The following is a 16,855-nucleotide window of genomic DNA, read 5'->3' as shown; positions in this document are numbered from 1 at the left end:
AAACGCCCGGTTACATTCCGAACCCGGAAGCTAAGCCTCACAGCGCCGATGGTACTGCAGGGGGGACCCTGTGGGAGAGTAGGACGCCGCCGAACTCCTTTTGAAGCTCCGGCTCTTGGGCACTGCCCAGGGGCCGGAGCTTTTTTGCGTTGAGGTAGGGTCAGGGGGCATTGTTCTCTCGTTTCGCACAGGAGGCCCCCGGGTGGAGGTCCAGGAGACCCGTGTCCAGACAGACCGGGTCCTCACCATCCCCAACATCCTCAGCATGGCGCGGCTCGCCGGCGTACCCCTCTTCCTGTGGTTGATCCTCAGGCCGGAGTTCGGTGGCCCCAAGAGCGATGGCTGGGCCCTCCTCGTGCTCGCGTTCAGCGGCGTCAGCGACTACCTGGACGGCAAGCTCGCCCGGCGCTGGAACCAGATCAGCAGCCTCGGCCGGCTGCTCGACCCCGCCGCCGACCGGCTGTACGTCCTCTCCACGCTGCTCGGACTGACCTGGCGGGAGATCCTTCCGCTCTGGCTCACCGCCCTCCTGCTGGCACGGGAGCTCGTTCTCCTGGTCATGGTGGGCATCCTCCGCCGGCACGGCTATCCGCCGCCGCAGGTGAACTTCCTCGGCAAGGCCGCCACGTTCAACCTCATGTACGCCTTCCCGCTCCTGCTCCTCAGTGACGGAGACGAATGGATCGCGTCACTCGCCGCAGTTTTCGGGTGGGCTTTCGCCGGATGGGGTACAACCCTCTATTGGTGGGCAGGAGTGCTCTACGTGGTACAAGTCCGCCGTCTGGTGCGCGCGGACACCGTGGCTGATTGAGCCCGTCTCTTGTCTGGACAAAGTCGTCCGATGGCCCGCCGCCGTGAAATGCGGGACACTTGGACGGGTGAAGTCGGCTAGACAGTCATCTCTTTAGGAGGACGCTTCCGACATGAAGGCCGTCGTGATGGCCGGTGGCGAGGGCACACGCCTTCGCCCAATGACCTCCAGCATGCCCAAGCCGCTCCTGCCCGTGGCCAATCGCCCGATCATGGAGCACGTGCTGCGACTGCTCAAAAAGCACGGCCTCAACGAGACCGTGGTCACCGTGCAGTTCCTGGCGTCCCTTGTGAAGAACTACTTCGGCGACGGTGAAGAGCTCGGCATGGAGCTCACCTACGCCAACGAGGAGAAGCCACTCGGTACCGCCGGAAGCGTCAAGAACGCCGAGGAGGCGTTGAAGGACGACGCCTTTCTCGTCATCTCCGGCGATGCTCTGACCGACTTCGACCTCACCGAGCTGATCAATTTCCACAAGGAGAAGGGTGCGCTGGTCACGGTCTGCCTGACCCGCGTGCCCAACCCGCTGGAGTTCGGCATCACCATCGTCGACGAGGAAGGCAAGGTCGAGCGCTTCCTGGAGAAGCCGACCTGGGGGCAGGTCTTCTCCGACACGGTGAACACGGGCATCTACGTCATGGAGCCCGAGGTCTTCAACTACGTCGAGGCCGATGTTCCCGTCGACTGGTCCGGCGACGTCTTCCCGCAGTTGATGAAGGAAGGCAAGCCGATCTACGGCTATGTCGCCGAGGGCTACTGGGAGGACGTCGGCACGCACGAGAGCTATGTGAAGGCCCAGGCGGACGTCCTCGAAGGCAAGGTCAACGTCGACATCGACGGCTTCGAGATCTCCCCGGGCGTGTGGGTGGCCGAAGGGGCCGAGGTGCACCCGGACGCAGTGCTGCGCGGACCCCTGTACATCGGCGACTACGCGAAGGTCGAGGCCGGCGCGGAGATCCGGGAGCACACCGTCGTCGGCTCCAACGTCGTCGTCAAGAGCGGTGCCTTCCTGCACAAGGCCGTCGTGCACGACAACGTGTACATCGGGCAGCACAGCAATCTGCGCGGCTGTGTCGTCGGCAAGAACACCGACATCATGCGTGCCGCCCGGATCGAGGACGGCGCGGTCATCGGTGACGAGTGCCTGATCGGTGAGGAATCGATTGTTCAGGGCAACGTCCGCGTGTACCCGTTCAAGACCATCGAGGCCGGCGCCTTCGTCAACACCTCGGTGATCTGGGAGTCGCGGGGACAGGCGCATCTGTTCGGTGCCCGGGGTGTCTCGGGCATCCTGAACGTGGAGATCACGCCGGAGCTGGCGGTCCGGCTCGCGGGCGCCTACGCGACGACCCTGAAGAAGGGCTCCACGGTCACCACGGCCCGCGACCACTCCCGGGGCGCCCGGGCGCTCAAGCGGGCGGTGATCTCCGCGCTCCAGGCCAGCGCCATCGACGTACGCGACCTGGAGAACGTGCCGCTGCCCGTGGCCCGGCAGCAGACCGCGCGGGGAAGCGCCGGCGGCATCATGATCCGGACCTCGCCCGGTGTGCCGGACTCGGTCGACATCATGTTCTTCGACGGACAGGGCGCCGACCTCTCCCAGGGCAGCCAGCGCAAGCTGGACCGGGTGTTCGCGCGCCAGGAGTACCGGCGGGCGTTCCCCGGGGAGATCGGCGACCTGTACTTCCCGGCGAGCGTCTTCGACTCGTACACCGGATCGCTGCTGCGGAACGTCGACACGACCGGGATAGCCGAGTCGGGGCTCAAGGTGGTCGTGGACGCCTCGAACGGCAGTGCCGGGCTCGTGCTGCCCAGCCTGCTCGGCAAGCTCGGTGTGGACTCGCTGACCATCAACCCCGGTCTGGACGAGTCCCGGCCCACCGAGACGGCCGAGATGCGGCGGAAGGGGCTAGTGCGGCTCGGGGAGATCGTGGCGTCCTCCGGCGCCGCGTTCGGAGTGCGGTTCGACCCGGTCGGCGAGCGGCTGTCGCTCGTGGACGAGAAGGGCCGGATCATCGAGGACGACCGTGCGCTGCTGGTCATGCTGGACCTGGTGGCCGCCGAGCGGCGCAGCGGGCGGGTGGCGCTGCCGGTCACGACGACCCGGATCGCCGAGCAGGTGGCCGCGTACCACGGCACCCAGGTCGAGTGGACCACCACCTCGCCCGACGACCTCACGCGCGTGGGGCGCGAGGAAGGCACCATCTTCGGTGGTGACGGCAAGGGCGGGTTCATCGTCCCCGAGTTCAGCGGTGTCTACGACGGCACGGCAGCCTTCGTACGCCTCATCGGGCTGGTGGCGCGGACGCAGCTCACACTGAGCCAGATCGATGCCCGGATCCCGCGGGCGCACGTCCTCAAGCGGGACCTGGCGACGCCGTGGGCCGTCAAGGGTCTGGTGATGCGACGGGTGGTCGAGGCCGCTGGGGATCGCTTTGTCGACACGATCGACGGTGTGCGGGTCGTGGAGACCGACGGGCGCTGGGTGATGGTGCTGCCGGACCCGGCCGAGGCGGTCACGCACCTGTGGGCCGAGGGGCCCGACGACGCCTCCGCGCAGGCGCTGCTGGACGAGTGGTCGGCGGTCGTGGACAGCGCCGGCCGGTAGCTCCAGGCGGCTGAGAACGGCAAAAGCCGCCGCACGCGCGCGTGCCGGACAAGAGTCCTCCAAGGGGGCCTGTCCGGCACGCGGTGGGGCCGTTCGGAGGTACTGCCCGCGACATGCGACGATGTGCGGCATGCCGCAGCAACCCCCCGTTCGGAGCAGCCCGCCGCGGGCGCAGCGCCCGGACGCCTCCATGTCGTTGATCACCAACGTCATGGACCACAGCCTTGACGACGGATACGCCGAGGCCGCAGCCCGCAGGAACTCCCAGGGCGAGGGCGGCCTGCCGAAGACGCTCCGGGCCAAGCTGGGCCTGGCGGCCGGTCTCGTCCTCGCGGCGCTGGTGGTCACCCTGGGGGCGGCGCAGGCGCGCGTGGCGGCACCCGTCGTGGCCAAGGAGCGCCAGGAGCTGATCGACCGTGTCGACAAGGAGACCGCGGACGCGGACAAGCTGGAGGACACGGTCGACACGCTGCGCGACGACGTCAGCGCGCGTCAGCGGGCGGCCCTGAGGTCGAGCGGTGGGGGATCCGAGGCCGACCTGGTCGGCCTGCTCTCGGGTGCCACCGCGGTGCGCGGGCCCGGGGTGAGGCTCGTCGTGAACGACGCCAAGGAGGCGAGCGGCGGCGGGGACGGCTCCAACCCCCGGGAGACGTCGGGTTTCTCCGACACCGGCCGGGTGCGGGACCGCGACATGCAGCGCGTGGTCAACGGACTGTGGGCCTCCGGGGCCGAGGCGATCTCCGTCAACGGGCAGCGGCTGACCGCCCTGTCCGCGATCAGGGCCGCGGGTGACGCGATACTGGTCGACAACAGGCCGCTGGTGCCGCCGTACACGGTGCTGGCGGTGGGGGACGGGCAGAGGTTGAGCACCAGGTTCCAGGACAGCGCCGACGGCCTGTACCTGCATGCCCTGGAAGAGAACTACGGCATCCGCGCCACCATCTCCACGGAGGGGGACGTCCGGCTGCCCGCCGCTCCCAGTGTGATCGTACGTACAGCACAGCCGAAGTCCGAGAAGAGCGGGAAGGGCACATCGTGATCGCCGTACTGGGCCTCGTCGTGGGAGTCGTGGCCGGCCTGTTGGTCCGGCCCGAGGTTCCGGCGGTCGTCGAGCCTTATCTGCCGATCGCCGTCGTCGCGGCGCTGGACGCCGTCTTCGGCGGCCTGCGGGCCATGCTGGACGGCATCTTCGACGACAAGGTCTTCGTGGTGTCGTTCCTTTCGAACGTGGTCGTCGCCGCCCTCATCGTGTTCCTCGGCGACAAGTTGGGCGTGGGCGCTCAGCTGTCCACGGGCGTCGTCGTGGTCCTCGGTATCCGCATCTTCTCCAACGCCGCGGCGATCCGACGGCACGTGTTCCGGGCGTGACACCGATGAGCGAGCAGAACGACCGCAGGAACGACGGTGCCGACCGCGACGAGGGCACCGACCGCAACGACGGCACGGGCCGTGATGCGCAGCAGGACAACCGGCTGCGCAGGGAGCTGCCGGCCGAGGTGGCCGCGCCCGTGCCCGCGGCCGGGCGGCAGTCGGCCGAGGAGCAGCCACAGCAGCCGCTGACGGGCCGGCAGCGGCTCGTCAAGGGGCTGTGGCCGCCGCGTTTCACCCGTGCCCAACTCATCGTCGCGCTGCTCCTGTTCGGCCTCGGCTTCGGCCTCGCCGTACAGGTGGCGTCCAACAGCGACACCGACAGCGCGCTGCGCGGCGCGCGCCAGGAAGATCTTGTACGCATCCTCGATGAACTGGATGCGCGTACTCAGCGTCTTGAGGACGAGAAGCAGGGACTCGAAAAGCAGCGTCAGGAGCTGCAGACCAGCTCCGACCAGGCCGCCGAGGCGCGCCGGCAGACCGCCGAGAAGAAGAGGCAACTCGGTATCCTCGCGGGCACCGTGGCGGCGCAGGGTCCCGGCATCACCATGACGATCGAGGACACGAAGGGGACGGTCCAGGCGGACATGCTGCTCGACGCGATCCAGGAGTTGCGCGCGGCCGGCGCGGAGGCGATCCAGGTCAACGGGGTCCGCGTGGTCGCCGGCACTTACTTCACCGACTCCGGCAAGAGTGTGAGCGTCGACGGGAACAAGATCAACGCTCCCTATCGTTTCCAGGTCATCGGCAAGCCGCAGGACCTCGAACCGGCGCTGAACATCCCGGGAGGCGTGGTGCAGACGCTCGAGAAGGAGCAGGCCACGGTGACCGTCGAGCAGTCGGACAAGATCGTCGTGGACGCCTTGCGACAGGCGAAGCGGCCTGACTACGCTCGGTCGTCCTCCCAGTGAACGGGTGGTGCATGCGGGTCGTCCGGCAGGGGCATGAGGTTGCGGGGGGTCGGCGCACCGAAGAGGTGGTGCGTGGTGGAAACTGTCTGGTGGTTACGGACGTTGTGAGAATGTCCGGCTCGGCCGGTGTAGGCAATCAGGGTTCGTCCTGCCCCACGGGCGGGTCTGTTTCGGTCAAGGGGAATCGCCCGTGAAGTTGTTTGCGAAGTTGTTCGGCAAGAGCGCGCGAGAGGGCAGGGACAACGCCACCGCCCGCCATCGCGCACAGCCTGACGCGGAGGGCCAGCGCCCGCTGTTCCGGGACCAGGTCGCTGGTCCGGGCGGTGACATTTCCGGAGGTCAGGGCGCGGCGTCTGTTGACCCTGCCCAGTCCGGCGGCATAGGTTTCGGGCAACCGTCAACCTCAGGTACGGGTGGAGGGTTTGCCTCCGACCCGTACGCGTCCAACGCCCCGGCGGGGCAGCCGCGGCAGGAGGATCCGTCGATGTCGGTCCTGGTGTGTACGAGGTGCGGTAACCGGAATGCGGAGAACGCCCGGTTCTGCTCCCACTGCGGGGCGCCGCTGCGCCCCGGGGTGGCGCCCGAGCGGGCCTCCGAGACGACGTCCACCATCTCGATCTCCGGCCTGGAGGCGTACGACTCCGAGGCCACCGGCCAGACGCCGCTGCCGATGCTGTCCCCGGAGGCGCAGGCCGCGGTGGACGCGCTGCCGGTGGGATCGGCGCTCCTGGTGGTGCGCCGCGGCCCGAACTCGGGCAGCCGCTTCCTGCTGGACAGCGACCTCACCACGGCCGGCCGGCACCCGCAGAGCGACATCTTCCTGGACGACGTGACGGTCTCCCGGCGGCACGTGGAGTTCCGGCGTTCCCCCGACGGCTCCTTCACGGTGGCCGACGTGGGCAGCCTGAACGGCACGTACGTCAACCGGGAGCGCATCGACCAGGTCGCTCTGTCGAACGGTGACGAAGTGCAGATCGGCAAGTACCGGCTGGTGTTCTACGCGAGCCGGCAGGGCATCTGACCCACCCCCGGACTGACGTCCGGGGGAACCCCCCAGGGAAGGTCCATGCTTCAAACACCGAGCGGCGGTGCCGGAAGCGGTACCGCCGCCAGGGACAGTGGGCTGATGAGCATCGGCACGGTGCTGAACGTGCTGCGCGACGAGTTCCCCGAGGTCACCATCTCCAAGATCCGCTTCCTGGAGTCGGAGGGCCTCATCGAGCCGCAGCGGACCCCGTCGGGGTACCGCAAGTTCAGCGCCGGCGACGTCGAGCGCCTCGCTCACGTCCTGCGGATGCAGCGGGACCACTACCTGCCGCTCAAGGTGATCCGGGAGCACCTGGACGCCATGGAGCGCGGTGAGGCCGTGGCACTGCCCGTGGTCGGGCGCCAGCGCACCGGGGACGACATGCCGGTGCCCGTGGAGGGTCCCACGGTGGCGCGGGTCGGCCGGGCGGAGCTGCTGGCCGCGGCGGACATCGACGAGGGGGACCTGAAGGAGTGGGAGTCCTACGGGCTCATCGCTCCCCTGGAGGACGGGGCGTACGACGCCGAGGCCGTGACCGTGGCCTCGCTCATCGCCGAGCTGGGCCGGTTCGGGATCGAACCGCGCCACCTCCGGGTGATGAAGGCCGCCGCCGACCGTGAGGCGGGGCTGGTCGACCAGGTGGTGGCCCCGCTCAGGCGCCACCGGAACCCGCAGACCAGGGCGCACGCCGAGGCCCGTGCGAAGGAGCTGGCGGCCCTCACGGTGAAGCTGCACGCGGCCCTGGTGCAGACCGCTCTGGGCGTGCGGCTGCCCTGACGGCGCAGGGCCCCCAGGCGGCCGGATCGGGCACCTGTTCCCGGCCCGACTACCCAAACGTCCCGGGCACGGCCTAGGGTTGCTGTGTGAACGAGCTCGATGTCGTAGGTGTCCGGGTCGAAATGCCCTCCAACCAGCCGATCGTGCTCCTGCGCGAAGTGGGGGGCGACCGTTACCTCCCCATCTGGATCGGACCGGGGGAGGCGACGGCGATCGCCTTCGCCCAGCAGGGCATGGCCCCCGCGCGACCGCTGACCCACGACCTGTTCAAGGACGTGCTGGAGGCCGTCGGCCAGGAGCTGACCGAAGTGCGCATCACCGATCTGCGGGAAGGCGTCTTCTACGCGGAGCTGGTGTTCGCCAGTGGGGTCGAGGTCAGTGCCCGCCCCTCCGATGCCATAGCGCTGGCTCTGCGCACCGGAACGCCGATCTACGGCAGTGACACGGTGCTGGACGACGCGGGCATCGCCATTCCGGACGAGCAGGAGGACGAGGTGGAGAAGTTCCGCGAGTTCCTCGACCAGATCTCGCCCGAGGACTTCGGCACCAGCAGCCAGTGAGGCCGGGGCCCACCCGTTGGCTCCGGGGTCACGCCGGGGCGGGCGGCGGCCTCGCGCGGCCCGCGCACCGGCAATTGCCGCCGGCCAGTGAGAGCGTCCTCCGGGCCCCCGTCAGGGCATTCGGCTAGCCTTTCCCCGCGGTGGGACACGGGAAACCACTCCTAGGGTGATTATCACTCGGCGTGCCGAGTGTGGCGATCGTTGACGCACCCCTGGTGACTGCCTACCGTCGAGAAGGCAGGTCAAGGACGGAGGTCGGCGTGAGAACCAGCGGCGACGGTACGGCTGGGGGTGCCCCCGGACGCAGTTTCGGGGAGAGCGGTCCGTACCCGCCCCCGAGCCCGCGGCCGCGCTCAGGCGGGGTTCACCCCCATCCTGGCAGCGCGGTCGATCACGCTCCACAGCTGCCGACGGCGGTGCCGAACGGCGGAGGGGTGGCGGCCATGACGTCCGAACAGATCGGTTACCGCGGGCCCACGGCCTGTGCGGCGGCCGGCATCACATACCGGCAGCTCGACTACTGGGCCCGCACCGGCCTGGTCGAGCCCAGTGTGCGGCCCGCCTACGGATCGGGAACGCAGCGGCTGTACAGCTTCCGGGACGTCGTCGTCCTGAAGATCGTGAAGCGGTTCCTGGACACCGGGGTGTCGCTGCAGAACATCCGCACGGCCGTCCAGCACCTCAGGGAACGCGGTTTCCGTGACCTGGAGCGGATGACCCTGATGAGCGACGGCGCCACCGTGTACGAGTGCACCTCGCCGGACGAGGTCCACGCCCTGCTCCAGGGCGGACAGGGCATCTTCGGGATCGCCGTCGGCGTGGTGTGGCGGGATGTGGAAAGCGCGCTCTCGCAGCTGCACGGCGAGCGCATCGACACCGGCGAGACCCTCGTCGGACAGAACCCCGCGGACGAGCTGGCGCGGCGCCGCAACCGGGCGGTCTGACCGCGGGGCGCCCCGGTCGAGCGCCTCGGCACCACCGCGTTGTCAGTGCCGTGGTGCAGCATCGGAGATGTGAGAAACGCGCCCACGATCCTGCATCTCGACATGGATGCCTTCTTCGCCTCGGTGGAGCAGGCGTCCAAGCCGAGCCTGCGCGGGAAGGCGGTCGTGGTCGGCGGGCTCGGACCGCGCGGTGTGGTGGCCACCGCGTCGTACGAGGCACGGGTGTTCGGGGTCCACTCGGCGATGCCGATGGCGCAGGCCCGCCGGCTGGCGCCGAACGCCGCCTACCTGGTGCCCCGCTTCGGTCTGTACCGGGCGATCAGCGAGCAGGTGATGGCGCTGCTGCGGGGGCTGTCACCGCTGGTGGAGCCGCTGAGCCTGGACGAGGCGTTCGTGGACCTTGAGGCCGGGGGAGCGGCCCGGGACGAGGAGTCGGCGCGGCGGGCCGGACAGAAGCTGCGCGCGGACATCCGGGCGGTCACCGGTCTCACCGGTTCCGTGGGGCTCGCCGCCTCGAAGATGCTGGCGAAGATCGCGTCCGAGCAGGCCAAGCCGGACGGCCTGGTGCTGATCGAGCCGGGTACGGAGCGGGCGCTGCTGGCGCCGATGCCGGTGCGCACCCTGCCGGGGGTCGGGCCGGCCACCGGCGACCATCTGCGCAGAGCCGGGATCACCACGGTGGAGGAGCTGGCGGAGGCCGGCGAGGACGAGCTGGTCCGGCTGCTCGGCAAGGCGCACGGGCACGCGCTGCACGCCATGGCCCTGGCCCGGGACGAGCGGCCCGTGGTGGCCGAACGGGAGACCAAGTCGGTGTCGGTGGAGGACACGTACGACGTGGACATCCACGACCGGCTGCGGGTCGGCCTGGAGGTGCAGCGGCTGGCCGACCGGTGCGTACGCCGGCTGCGCGACGCCGGGCTGTCCGGCCGGACCATCGTGCTGAAGGTGCGACGGTACGACTTCTCCACGCTGACCCGCTCCGAGACGCTCAGAGGGCCCACGGACGACCCCGCGGTGATCCGTGAGGCGGCGGCGCGGCTGCTGGACTCCGTGGACACCACGGGCGGGGTGCGGCTGCTGGGGGTGGGGGTGTCCGGGCTCGCCGACTACACGCAGGAGGACCTGTTCGCCCAGGCGCTGCCCTCGCGGGCCGCCGAGGCACCGGAGGAGGCCGTCGGCGAGGCCGTCGTGGTGCGGGCGGAGACTGTCGAACGGCAGTGGCGGGCCGGGCAGGACGTGCGGCACGCGGAGTTCGGGCACGGGTGGGTGCAGGGGAGCGGGCTGGGGCGGGTGACCGTGCGGTTCGAGACACCCTGGTCCGAGCCGGGCCGGGTACGGACGTTCTTCGTGGACGATCCCGCGCTGGAGGGCGCCGATCCGCTGCCGCTGGTTCCCGACCTGGCGGCTCAGGTCTCCTCCGAGCCCGCGAGCTTGCCGAAGTCGTGGTCCGGGACCGTGGGAGGTGAGGCCACGTCGAGGCCGTAGTGGTGGTAGAGCTGGAGTTCCTGCTCGGGGGAGAGGTGGCGGCCGACACCGAAGTCGGGGGCGTCCTTGATCAGGGCGCGCTCGAAGGGGACGTGCAGGGTGCCTTCGACCAGTTCGCTGGGCTCCAGGGGCACGAAGGCGTCCCGGGAGAACAAACCGGTGCGTATGGCCGCCCACTCGGGCACACCGGTGGCGTCGTCCAGGTACACCTCGTCGATGGTGCCGATCTTGGTGCCATTGCGGTCGAACGCCTTGCGGCCGATCAGGTTGCGCGGATCGATGTCGGTCTGCACGGTCCCTCTCCCTCCACGTGGTCGCAACTCATCCGTAAGCACTACAAAAGAGCACATTCACGGAGGCGGCCACTCGAAGCCTCCGGCGTTGACCTCGCTGGTACGCTGACAGCGGCTGCCGACCCCGTGCGGGAGAGTCCTCCGACCACGTCGGAGGCGCCGAAGGAGCAACTCCTCCCCGGAATCTCTCAGGCCCACGTACCGCACGGACGAGGTCACTCTGGAAAGCAGGGCGGATGTCGATGGCTTCCGCCCTCACCGACGGTGAAAGCCGGCGTCCCCGGGCGCCCGGTGAAGCTCTCAGGTTGAGATGACAGAGGGGGAGGCCGTCGGGGTATCCGTACCGGGGTGCCCCTCGAAGGTCGCGTCAGACCCAGGAGGCCTCCGCAATGACCGCCCATCGCACTCCGCTCTCCGAGCTCGAAGCCGGCATCCCGTTCGAGCAGCGCCACATCGGCCCCGACCAGGAGGCGCGGGCCAAGATGCTCGCGCAGGTCGGGTACGGCTCGCTCGACGAGCTGACCGCCGCCGCGGTCCCGGACGTGATCAAGAACGCCGAGGCCCTGAACCTGCCGGGCGCCCGCACCGAGGCCGAGGTGCTCGCCGAGCTGCGTTCGCTCGCCGACCGCAACCAGGTCCTCGGTTCCATGATCGGCCTGGGCTACCACGGCACCTTCACGCCGCCGGTCATCCTGCGCAACGTCATGGAGAACCCCGCCTGGTACACGGCGTACACGCCGTACCAGCCGGAGATCTCCCAGGGCCGTCTGGAGGCCCTGCTGAACTTCCAGACGATGGTCGCCGAACTCACCGGCCTGCCCACGTCCGGCGCCTCCCTCCTGGACGAGGGCACCGCGGCCGCCGAGGCGATGGCGCTGTCCCGGCGCATGGGCAGGAACAAGAAGGGCCTCTTCCTGGTCGACGCGGACGCGCTGCCGCAAACCATCGCCGTGATCGAGACCCGGGCCGAACCGACCGGCGTCGAGGTGGTCGTCGCCGACCTCGGCGAGGGCATCCCGGCGGAGATCGCTGAGCGCGAGATCAACGGCGTGCTGATCCAGTACCCGGGCGCCTCCGGTGCCGTACGCGACATCAAGCCGGTCATCGACCGGGCGCACGAGCTGGGCGCCCTCGTCACCGTCGCCGCCGACCTGCTCGCGCTGACCCTGCTGACCTCGCCGGGCGAGCTGGGCGCGGACATCGCCGTCGGCACCACCCAGCGCTTCGGCGTGCCGATGGGCTTCGGCGGCCCGCACGCCGGCTACATGGCGGTGCACGAGAAGTTCGCCCGCAGCCTCCCCGGCCGCCTCGTCGGCGTCTCCGTCGACGCCGACGGCAACAAGGCGTACCGGCTCGCGCTGCAGACCCGTGAGCAGCACATCCGCCGGGAGAAGGCCACCAGCAACATCTGCACCGCGCAGGTGCTGCTCGCCGTGATGGCCGGCATGTACGCCGTCTATCACGGCCCGGAGGGCCTGAGGACCATCGCGCGGCGCACGCACCGTTACGCCACGATCCTCGCCGAGGGCCTGAAGGCCGGGGGCGTGGAGATCGTCCACGACGCCTTCTTCGACACCGTCACCGCGCGCGTTCCCGGCAAGGCCGCCGAGGTCGTCGCCGCCGCCCGGGACAACGGCGTCAACCTGCGCCTCGTGGACGCCGATCTCGTCTCGGCCGCCTGCGACGAGACCACCAACCGGGCCCAGCTGGAGGCCGTCCTCGCCGCCTTCGGCGTCCCGGGCGACATCGAGGCGCTGGACGCCACCGCCGAGGACACCCTGCCCGAGGCGCTGCTGCGCACCGACGACTACCTCACCCACCCGGTCTTCCACCAGCACCGCTCCGAGACCGCGATGCTGCGTTACCTGCGCCGGCTGGCCGACCGCGACTACGCGCTCGACCGCGGCATGATCCCGCTGGGCTCCTGCACCATGAAGCTCAACGCGACCACCGAGATGGAGCCGGTCACCTGGCCCGAGTTCGGGCAGCTGCACCCCTTCGCGCCCGCCGAGCAGGCCGAGGGCTACCTCACGCTCATCCGCGAGCTGGAGGAACGTCTCGCCGAGGTCACGGGCTACGACAAGGTCTCGCTCCAGCCGAACGCCGGTTCGCAGGGCGAGCTGGCCGGTCTGCTCGCCGTACGCGGCTACCACCGGGCCAACGGCGACGAGCAGCGCACGGTCTGCCTCATCCCGTCCTCCGCGCACGGCACCAACGCGGCCAGCGCCGTGATGGCCGGCATGAAGGTCGTCGTCGTCAGGACCGCCGAGGACGGCGAGATCGACGTCGAGGACCTGCGCGCCAAGATCGAGCAGTACCGCGACGAGCTGGCGGTGCTGATGATCACCTACCCGTCGACGCACGGGGTGTTCGAGGAGCACGTCGCCGACATCTGCGCCCGGGTCCACGAGGCGGGCGGCCAGGTGTACGTCGACGGCGCCAACCTCAACGCCCTGGTCGGACTGGCCAAGCCGGGCCACTTCGGCGGTGACGTCTCCCACCTGAACCTGCACAAGACCTTCTGCATCCCGCACGGCGGCGGCGGTCCGGGCGTCGGCCCGGTCGCGGTCCGCTCGCACCTGGCGCCGTACCTGCCGAACCACCCCCTCCAGCCGGAGGCCGGCCCGGAGACGGGCGTGGGCCCGATCTCGGCGGCTCCCTGGGGCAGCGCCGGCATCCTGCCGATCTCGTGGGCGTACGTCCGTCTGATGGGCGGCGAGGGTCTGAAGCGGGCCACGCAGGTGGCCGTGCTCTCCGCGAACTACATCGCCAAGCGCCTGGAGCCGCACTACCCGGTGCTCTACACCGGCCCTGGCGGTCTCGTCGCGCACGAGTGCATCATCGACCTGCGCCCGCTGACCAAGGCGACCGGCGTCAGCGTGGACGACGTGGCCAAGCGGCTGATCGACTACGGCTTCCACGCGCCGACCATGTCCTTCCCGGTGGCCGGCACGCTGATGATCGAGCCGACCGAGTCGGAGGACCTCACCGAGCTGGACCGTTTCTGCGAGGCGATGATCGCCATCCGCGCGGAGATCGAGAAGGTCGGCTCCGGCGAGTGGTCCGCCGAGGACAACCCGCTGGGCAACGCCCCGCACACCGCGGGCGCGCTCGGCGGTGAGTGGACGCACGCCTACAGCCGCGACGAGGCCGTCTTCCCGGCCGGGGTCTCGGCCGCCGACAAGTACTGGCCGCCGGTGCGCCGCATCGACCAGGCCTTCGGCGACCGCAACCTGGTGTGCTCCTGCCCGCCGCTGGACGCGTACGAGGACTGAGCGAGCAGTGGCCGCGAGGGCCCCGTCCGGAGTTCCGGGCGGGGCCCTCGCCGCAGTCAGGGCGTCGCGAGGGAGACCTCGGTCGCCTTGATGAGGGCGATCACGTCGGACCCCACGAAGAGGCCCAGGTCGGTGGCGGCGTCCTCGGTGATGGCAGCGGTCAGTTCACCGCCGGGCACCGAGATCCTCACGCAGGCCATCGCGGCGCCGGTGGTGAGGCCGACGACCGCCCCGGGGAGCTGGTTGCGGATCGACAGGCCCTCGACGCGGTGCGTGGCGAGGGAGACCTCCGTCGACTTCACGAGGGCCCGCACGGGCGAGCCGGGAGCGAGGGCGAGGTCGTCGGCGGACTCCCGGGTGATGGCCGCGGTCAGGTCCTGCCCACCGTCCAGGCGTACCTTGACGGTGGCCATGACCTGGCCGGAGCGCACCTCGGTGACGGTGCCGGGGAGCTGGTTGCGGATGCTCAGGGTCATGGACATCCACCGTAGAGCGCCGGTCCGCTCAGGCCGGGTATGCGTGGGTCTGCGTCGCCTTGACCGTCGCCCAGACCGGTGCACCGGGGTGCAGGTCCAGCTCGGCGGCGGCGACGGTCGTCAGGTCCGCGGCGAGCGGCAGCTCGCCGGTGAGGTCGGCGCGGATCTGGTCGCCGTGCGTCTCCAGCCCGGCGACCTCGCAGCGCCACAGGTTGCGGGCGCTGGCGCCGGAGGGCCGGTCCCGGAACAGGGTGACGGCGGACGGCGGGAACGCCACGAAGACCGGTCCGGACAGCTCCTCCGTGGTCGTGATCGCGGGCCCGGAGTCGAGCCGTACCGTGTGGCCGGCGGCCCGCCCGCGGTAGAGGTTGAGGCCGACGAGCTGGGCGATGTAGTCCGTGCGGGGGTGGCGGGCGATGTCGGCGGGGGTGCCTTCCTGGACGACCCGGCCGTGCTCGATGACCACCAGCCGGTCCGCGAGCACCATGGCGTCCAGCGGATCGTGGGTGACCAGGACCGAGACCGCCTCGAACGCGGCCAGGTGGCGGCGGAGCCGGGCGCGGACCTCCAGGCGGGTACGGGCGTCCAGGGCCGCCAGCGGTTCGTCCAGGAGCAGCAGCCGGGGGTGGGTGGCCAGGGCGCGGGCGAGGGCCACGCGCTGGGCCTGGCCGCCGGAGAGGCGGCGCGGCTTGGCGCCGGCGTGGTCGGCCAGGCCCATCCGGTCCAGCCAGGCCGCCGCCCGGGAGCGGGCCTCCGCCTTGCCCGCGCCGCGGCAGCGGGGGCCGAAGGCGACGTTGTCCAGGGCGGACAGGTGGGGGAAGAGGAGGTAGTCCTGGAAGACGACGCCGACCGGGCGGGACTCCGGGGGAGTGTCCGTCAGGGGGGTGCCGTCCAGGTGCAGGTGGCCGGCCGTGAGGGTGGTGAGGCCGGCGAGGGCGCGGAGGGCGGTGGTCTTGCCGGCGCCGTTGGGGCCGAGGAGGGCGAGGATGTCGCCCGGGCCGGCGGTCAGGGTGACGTCCAGGCGGAAGGTGCCTCTGTCGACGATCAGGTGGGCGTCGAGGGCGGGTGGCGTCTGTGGCGGCTGAGCGCCGTCGGGGACGCCCGGTACCTCTGAGACCTGGGAGGTCTCGGAGGCCTTGATGGGGGTGCCGGGTGTGGCCGAGGGCTCCGTACGGTCGGTGGGGACGCCCGGTGCGGCTGAGGCGTCGGTGGGGTTGCCCGCGTCAGCCGGTTCGGCCGAGGGCGCGTTGCCGTTGGTGGGAGCGCCGGGTGTGGCTGAGGCCTCGACGGGGTCGGTCGCGTCGGCGGGCCTGGCCGCGGGGCGGGTGGGGCCGGGGCCGGTGGGGGGTGCCGGGCTGTCCGGCGAGGTTGCGCCGGGGGTGGCCGGCGGCTCGGGGCTGTTCGGGGCGGGGTGGGGAGTCGTCATGATGTCGTCGTCATCCAGCGGTCCCTGAGGCCTGCCAGGACCGCGATCGATACGGCCAGCAGGACCAGGCTGAGGGCGACGGCGGCCTCGGGGTCGTTCTGGAGGGCCAGGTAGACCGCGAGGGGCATGGTCTGGGTGCGGCCGGGGAAATTGCCCGCGAAAGTGATCGTCGCGCCGAACTCGCCGAGTGCCCGGGCCCACGCGAGGACCGCGCCGGCCGCGATGCCGGGGGCGATGAGGGGGAGGGTGACCCGGCGGAACGCGGTGAAGCGGGACGCGCCGAGCGTGGTGGCCGCCTCCTCGTACCGGGGGTCGGCGGCGCGCAGGGTGCCCTCGACACTGATGACGAGGAAGGGCATCGCCACGAACGCCTCCGCGATCACCACCCCGGTCGTGGTGAACGGCAGGGTGATCCCGAACCAGGAGTCGAGCCACTTGCCGATGACGCCGTTGCGGCCCAGGGCGAGGAGCAGGGCCACACCACCGACGACCGGCGGGAGCACCAGCGGGAGGGTGACCAGGGCTCGTACCAGGCCGCGGCCGGGGAACCGCGTACGGGCCAGCAGCCAGGCCAGCGGCACGCCGAGGACGAGGCTGACGGCGGTCGCCGCGGTCGCGGTGACCAGGGACAGCCGCAGCGCCTGCCACACCTCGGCGCTGGTCAGCTGGCCCGGCAGACTGCGCCAGGGCGCACGGACCAGCAGCGCGAGCAACGGCAGCAGCAGGAACGCCAGGGCGAGCACGCCCGGCAGCAGCAGAGGCAACGGCACCCCGCGCCGGCGCCCCGTGCCGGCGCGGCGGGGGGGGGGGGGGGGGGGGGGGGGGGGGGGGGGGGGGGGGGGGGGGGGGGGGGGGGGGGGGGGGGGGGGGGGGGGGGGGGGGGGGGGGGGGGGG

General features: G+C 71.0%; 15 protein-coding genes, 1 rRNA gene and 1 riboswitch. Of the genes, 12 read left to right on the top strand and 4 right to left on the bottom strand.

Annotated features, from left to right (window positions below; all coding sequences use genetic code 11):
• The 11 genes from rrf to ACZ4VF_RS37830 form a co-directional block, all read left to right on the top strand.
• A 5S ribosomal RNA gene (gene rrf, locus ACZ4VF_RS37880) occupies positions 1 to 95 on the top strand; the annotation flags it as partial.
• A gap of 107 nt (positions 96 to 202) precedes the next feature.
• Entirely contained in the window at positions 203 to 811 is a 609-nt protein-coding gene (locus ACZ4VF_RS37875) for a CDP-alcohol phosphatidyltransferase family protein (RefSeq protein ID WP_467931759.1), read from the top strand.
• 112 nt (positions 812 to 923) lie between these two features.
• Positions 924 to 3,419, top strand: a complete 2,496-nt coding sequence (locus ACZ4VF_RS37870; protein WP_467931758.1) for a sugar phosphate nucleotidyltransferase — start codon at positions 924 to 926, stop codon at positions 3,417 to 3,419.
• 121 nt (positions 3,420 to 3,540) lie between these two features.
• Entirely contained in the window at positions 3,541 to 4,458 is a 918-nt protein-coding gene (locus tag ACZ4VF_RS37865; RefSeq protein ID WP_467931757.1) for a DUF881 domain-containing protein, read from the top strand.
• The gene (locus ACZ4VF_RS37860) at positions 4,455 to 4,787 is read left to right on the top strand and encodes a small basic family protein (RefSeq protein WP_003988855.1); all 333 of its coding nucleotides are present in this window, start codon (positions 4,455 to 4,457) and stop codon (positions 4,785 to 4,787) included. Before ACZ4VF_RS37865 ends, ACZ4VF_RS37860 begins: the two co-directional genes overlap by 4 nt.
• A gap of 5 nt (positions 4,788 to 4,792) precedes the next feature.
• Positions 4,793 to 5,698: a DUF881 domain-containing protein gene (locus ACZ4VF_RS37855; RefSeq protein ID WP_467931755.1), complete on the top strand. Its 906-nt coding sequence runs from the start codon at positions 4,793 to 4,795 to the stop codon at positions 5,696 to 5,698.
• A 190-nt stretch (positions 5,699 to 5,888) separates the two neighbouring features.
• The gene (locus tag ACZ4VF_RS37850) at positions 5,889 to 6,719 is read left to right on the top strand and encodes an FHA domain-containing protein (RefSeq protein WP_467931754.1); all 831 of its coding nucleotides are present in this window, start codon (positions 5,889 to 5,891) and stop codon (positions 6,717 to 6,719) included.
• 45 nt (positions 6,720 to 6,764) lie between these two features.
• Complete coding sequence (gene ftsR, locus ACZ4VF_RS37845) at positions 6,765 to 7,502, top strand: transcriptional regulator FtsR (protein WP_467931753.1); 738 nt, start codon at positions 6,765 to 6,767, stop codon at positions 7,500 to 7,502.
• A gap of 86 nt (positions 7,503 to 7,588) precedes the next feature.
• On the top strand, positions 7,589 to 8,062 hold the full coding sequence (locus ACZ4VF_RS37840) for a bifunctional nuclease family protein (protein WP_026253112.1): 474 nt from the start codon (positions 7,589 to 7,591) through the stop codon (positions 8,060 to 8,062).
• A gap of 260 nt (positions 8,063 to 8,322) precedes the next feature.
• Positions 8,323 to 9,006, top strand: a complete 684-nt coding sequence (locus tag ACZ4VF_RS37835; RefSeq protein WP_467931752.1) for a MerR family transcriptional regulator — start codon at positions 8,323 to 8,325, stop codon at positions 9,004 to 9,006.
• A gap of 69 nt (positions 9,007 to 9,075) precedes the next feature.
• A complete protein-coding gene (locus tag ACZ4VF_RS37830; protein ID WP_467931750.1) occupies positions 9,076 to 10,491 on the top strand; it encodes a DNA polymerase IV in 1,416 nt (471 codons plus the stop codon).
• Here the strand turns inward: ACZ4VF_RS37830 and ACZ4VF_RS37825 are convergent.
• The gene (locus ACZ4VF_RS37825; protein WP_467931749.1) at positions 10,413 to 10,784 is read right to left on the bottom strand and encodes a PRC-barrel domain-containing protein; all 372 of its coding nucleotides are present in this window, start codon (positions 10,782 to 10,784) and stop codon (positions 10,413 to 10,415) included. The genes ACZ4VF_RS37830 and ACZ4VF_RS37825 overlap by 79 nt on opposite strands.
• Before the next feature lie 119 nt (positions 10,785 to 10,903).
• Positions 10,904 to 10,998, top strand: a riboswitch (glycine riboswitch).
• 175 nt (positions 10,999 to 11,173) lie between these two features.
• On the opposite strand from ACZ4VF_RS37825, the gene gcvP reads away from it, so the two are divergent.
• Positions 11,174 to 14,059: an aminomethyl-transferring glycine dehydrogenase gene (gene gcvP, locus ACZ4VF_RS37820; RefSeq protein WP_467931748.1), complete on the top strand. Its 2,886-nt coding sequence runs from the start codon at positions 11,174 to 11,176 to the stop codon at positions 14,057 to 14,059.
• A 56-nt stretch (positions 14,060 to 14,115) separates the two neighbouring features.
• Here gcvP and ACZ4VF_RS37815 read toward each other — a convergent pair whose 3' ends face one another.
• From ACZ4VF_RS37815 to modB, 3 genes are all read right to left on the bottom strand, one after another.
• On the bottom strand, positions 14,116 to 14,535 hold the full coding sequence (locus tag ACZ4VF_RS37815) for a TOBE domain-containing protein (RefSeq protein ID WP_467931747.1): 420 nt from the start codon (positions 14,533 to 14,535) through the stop codon (positions 14,116 to 14,118).
• A 28-nt stretch (positions 14,536 to 14,563) separates the two neighbouring features.
• Positions 14,564 to 15,583 carry an ABC transporter ATP-binding protein gene (locus ACZ4VF_RS37810; protein ID WP_467931761.1) on the bottom strand — a complete coding sequence of 340 codons (1,020 nt, stop codon included), beginning with the start codon at positions 15,581 to 15,583 and terminating at the stop codon, positions 14,564 to 14,566.
• 374 nt (positions 15,584 to 15,957) lie between these two features.
• On the bottom strand, positions 15,958 to 16,855 hold an 898-nt coding region (modB, locus tag ACZ4VF_RS37805), incomplete at its 5' end, for a molybdate ABC transporter permease subunit (RefSeq protein WP_467931745.1).

This window comes from Streptomyces sp. NPDC029151 (genome assembly GCF_055564315.1).
This window is presented reverse-complemented; position numbering and strand designations above follow the sequence as displayed.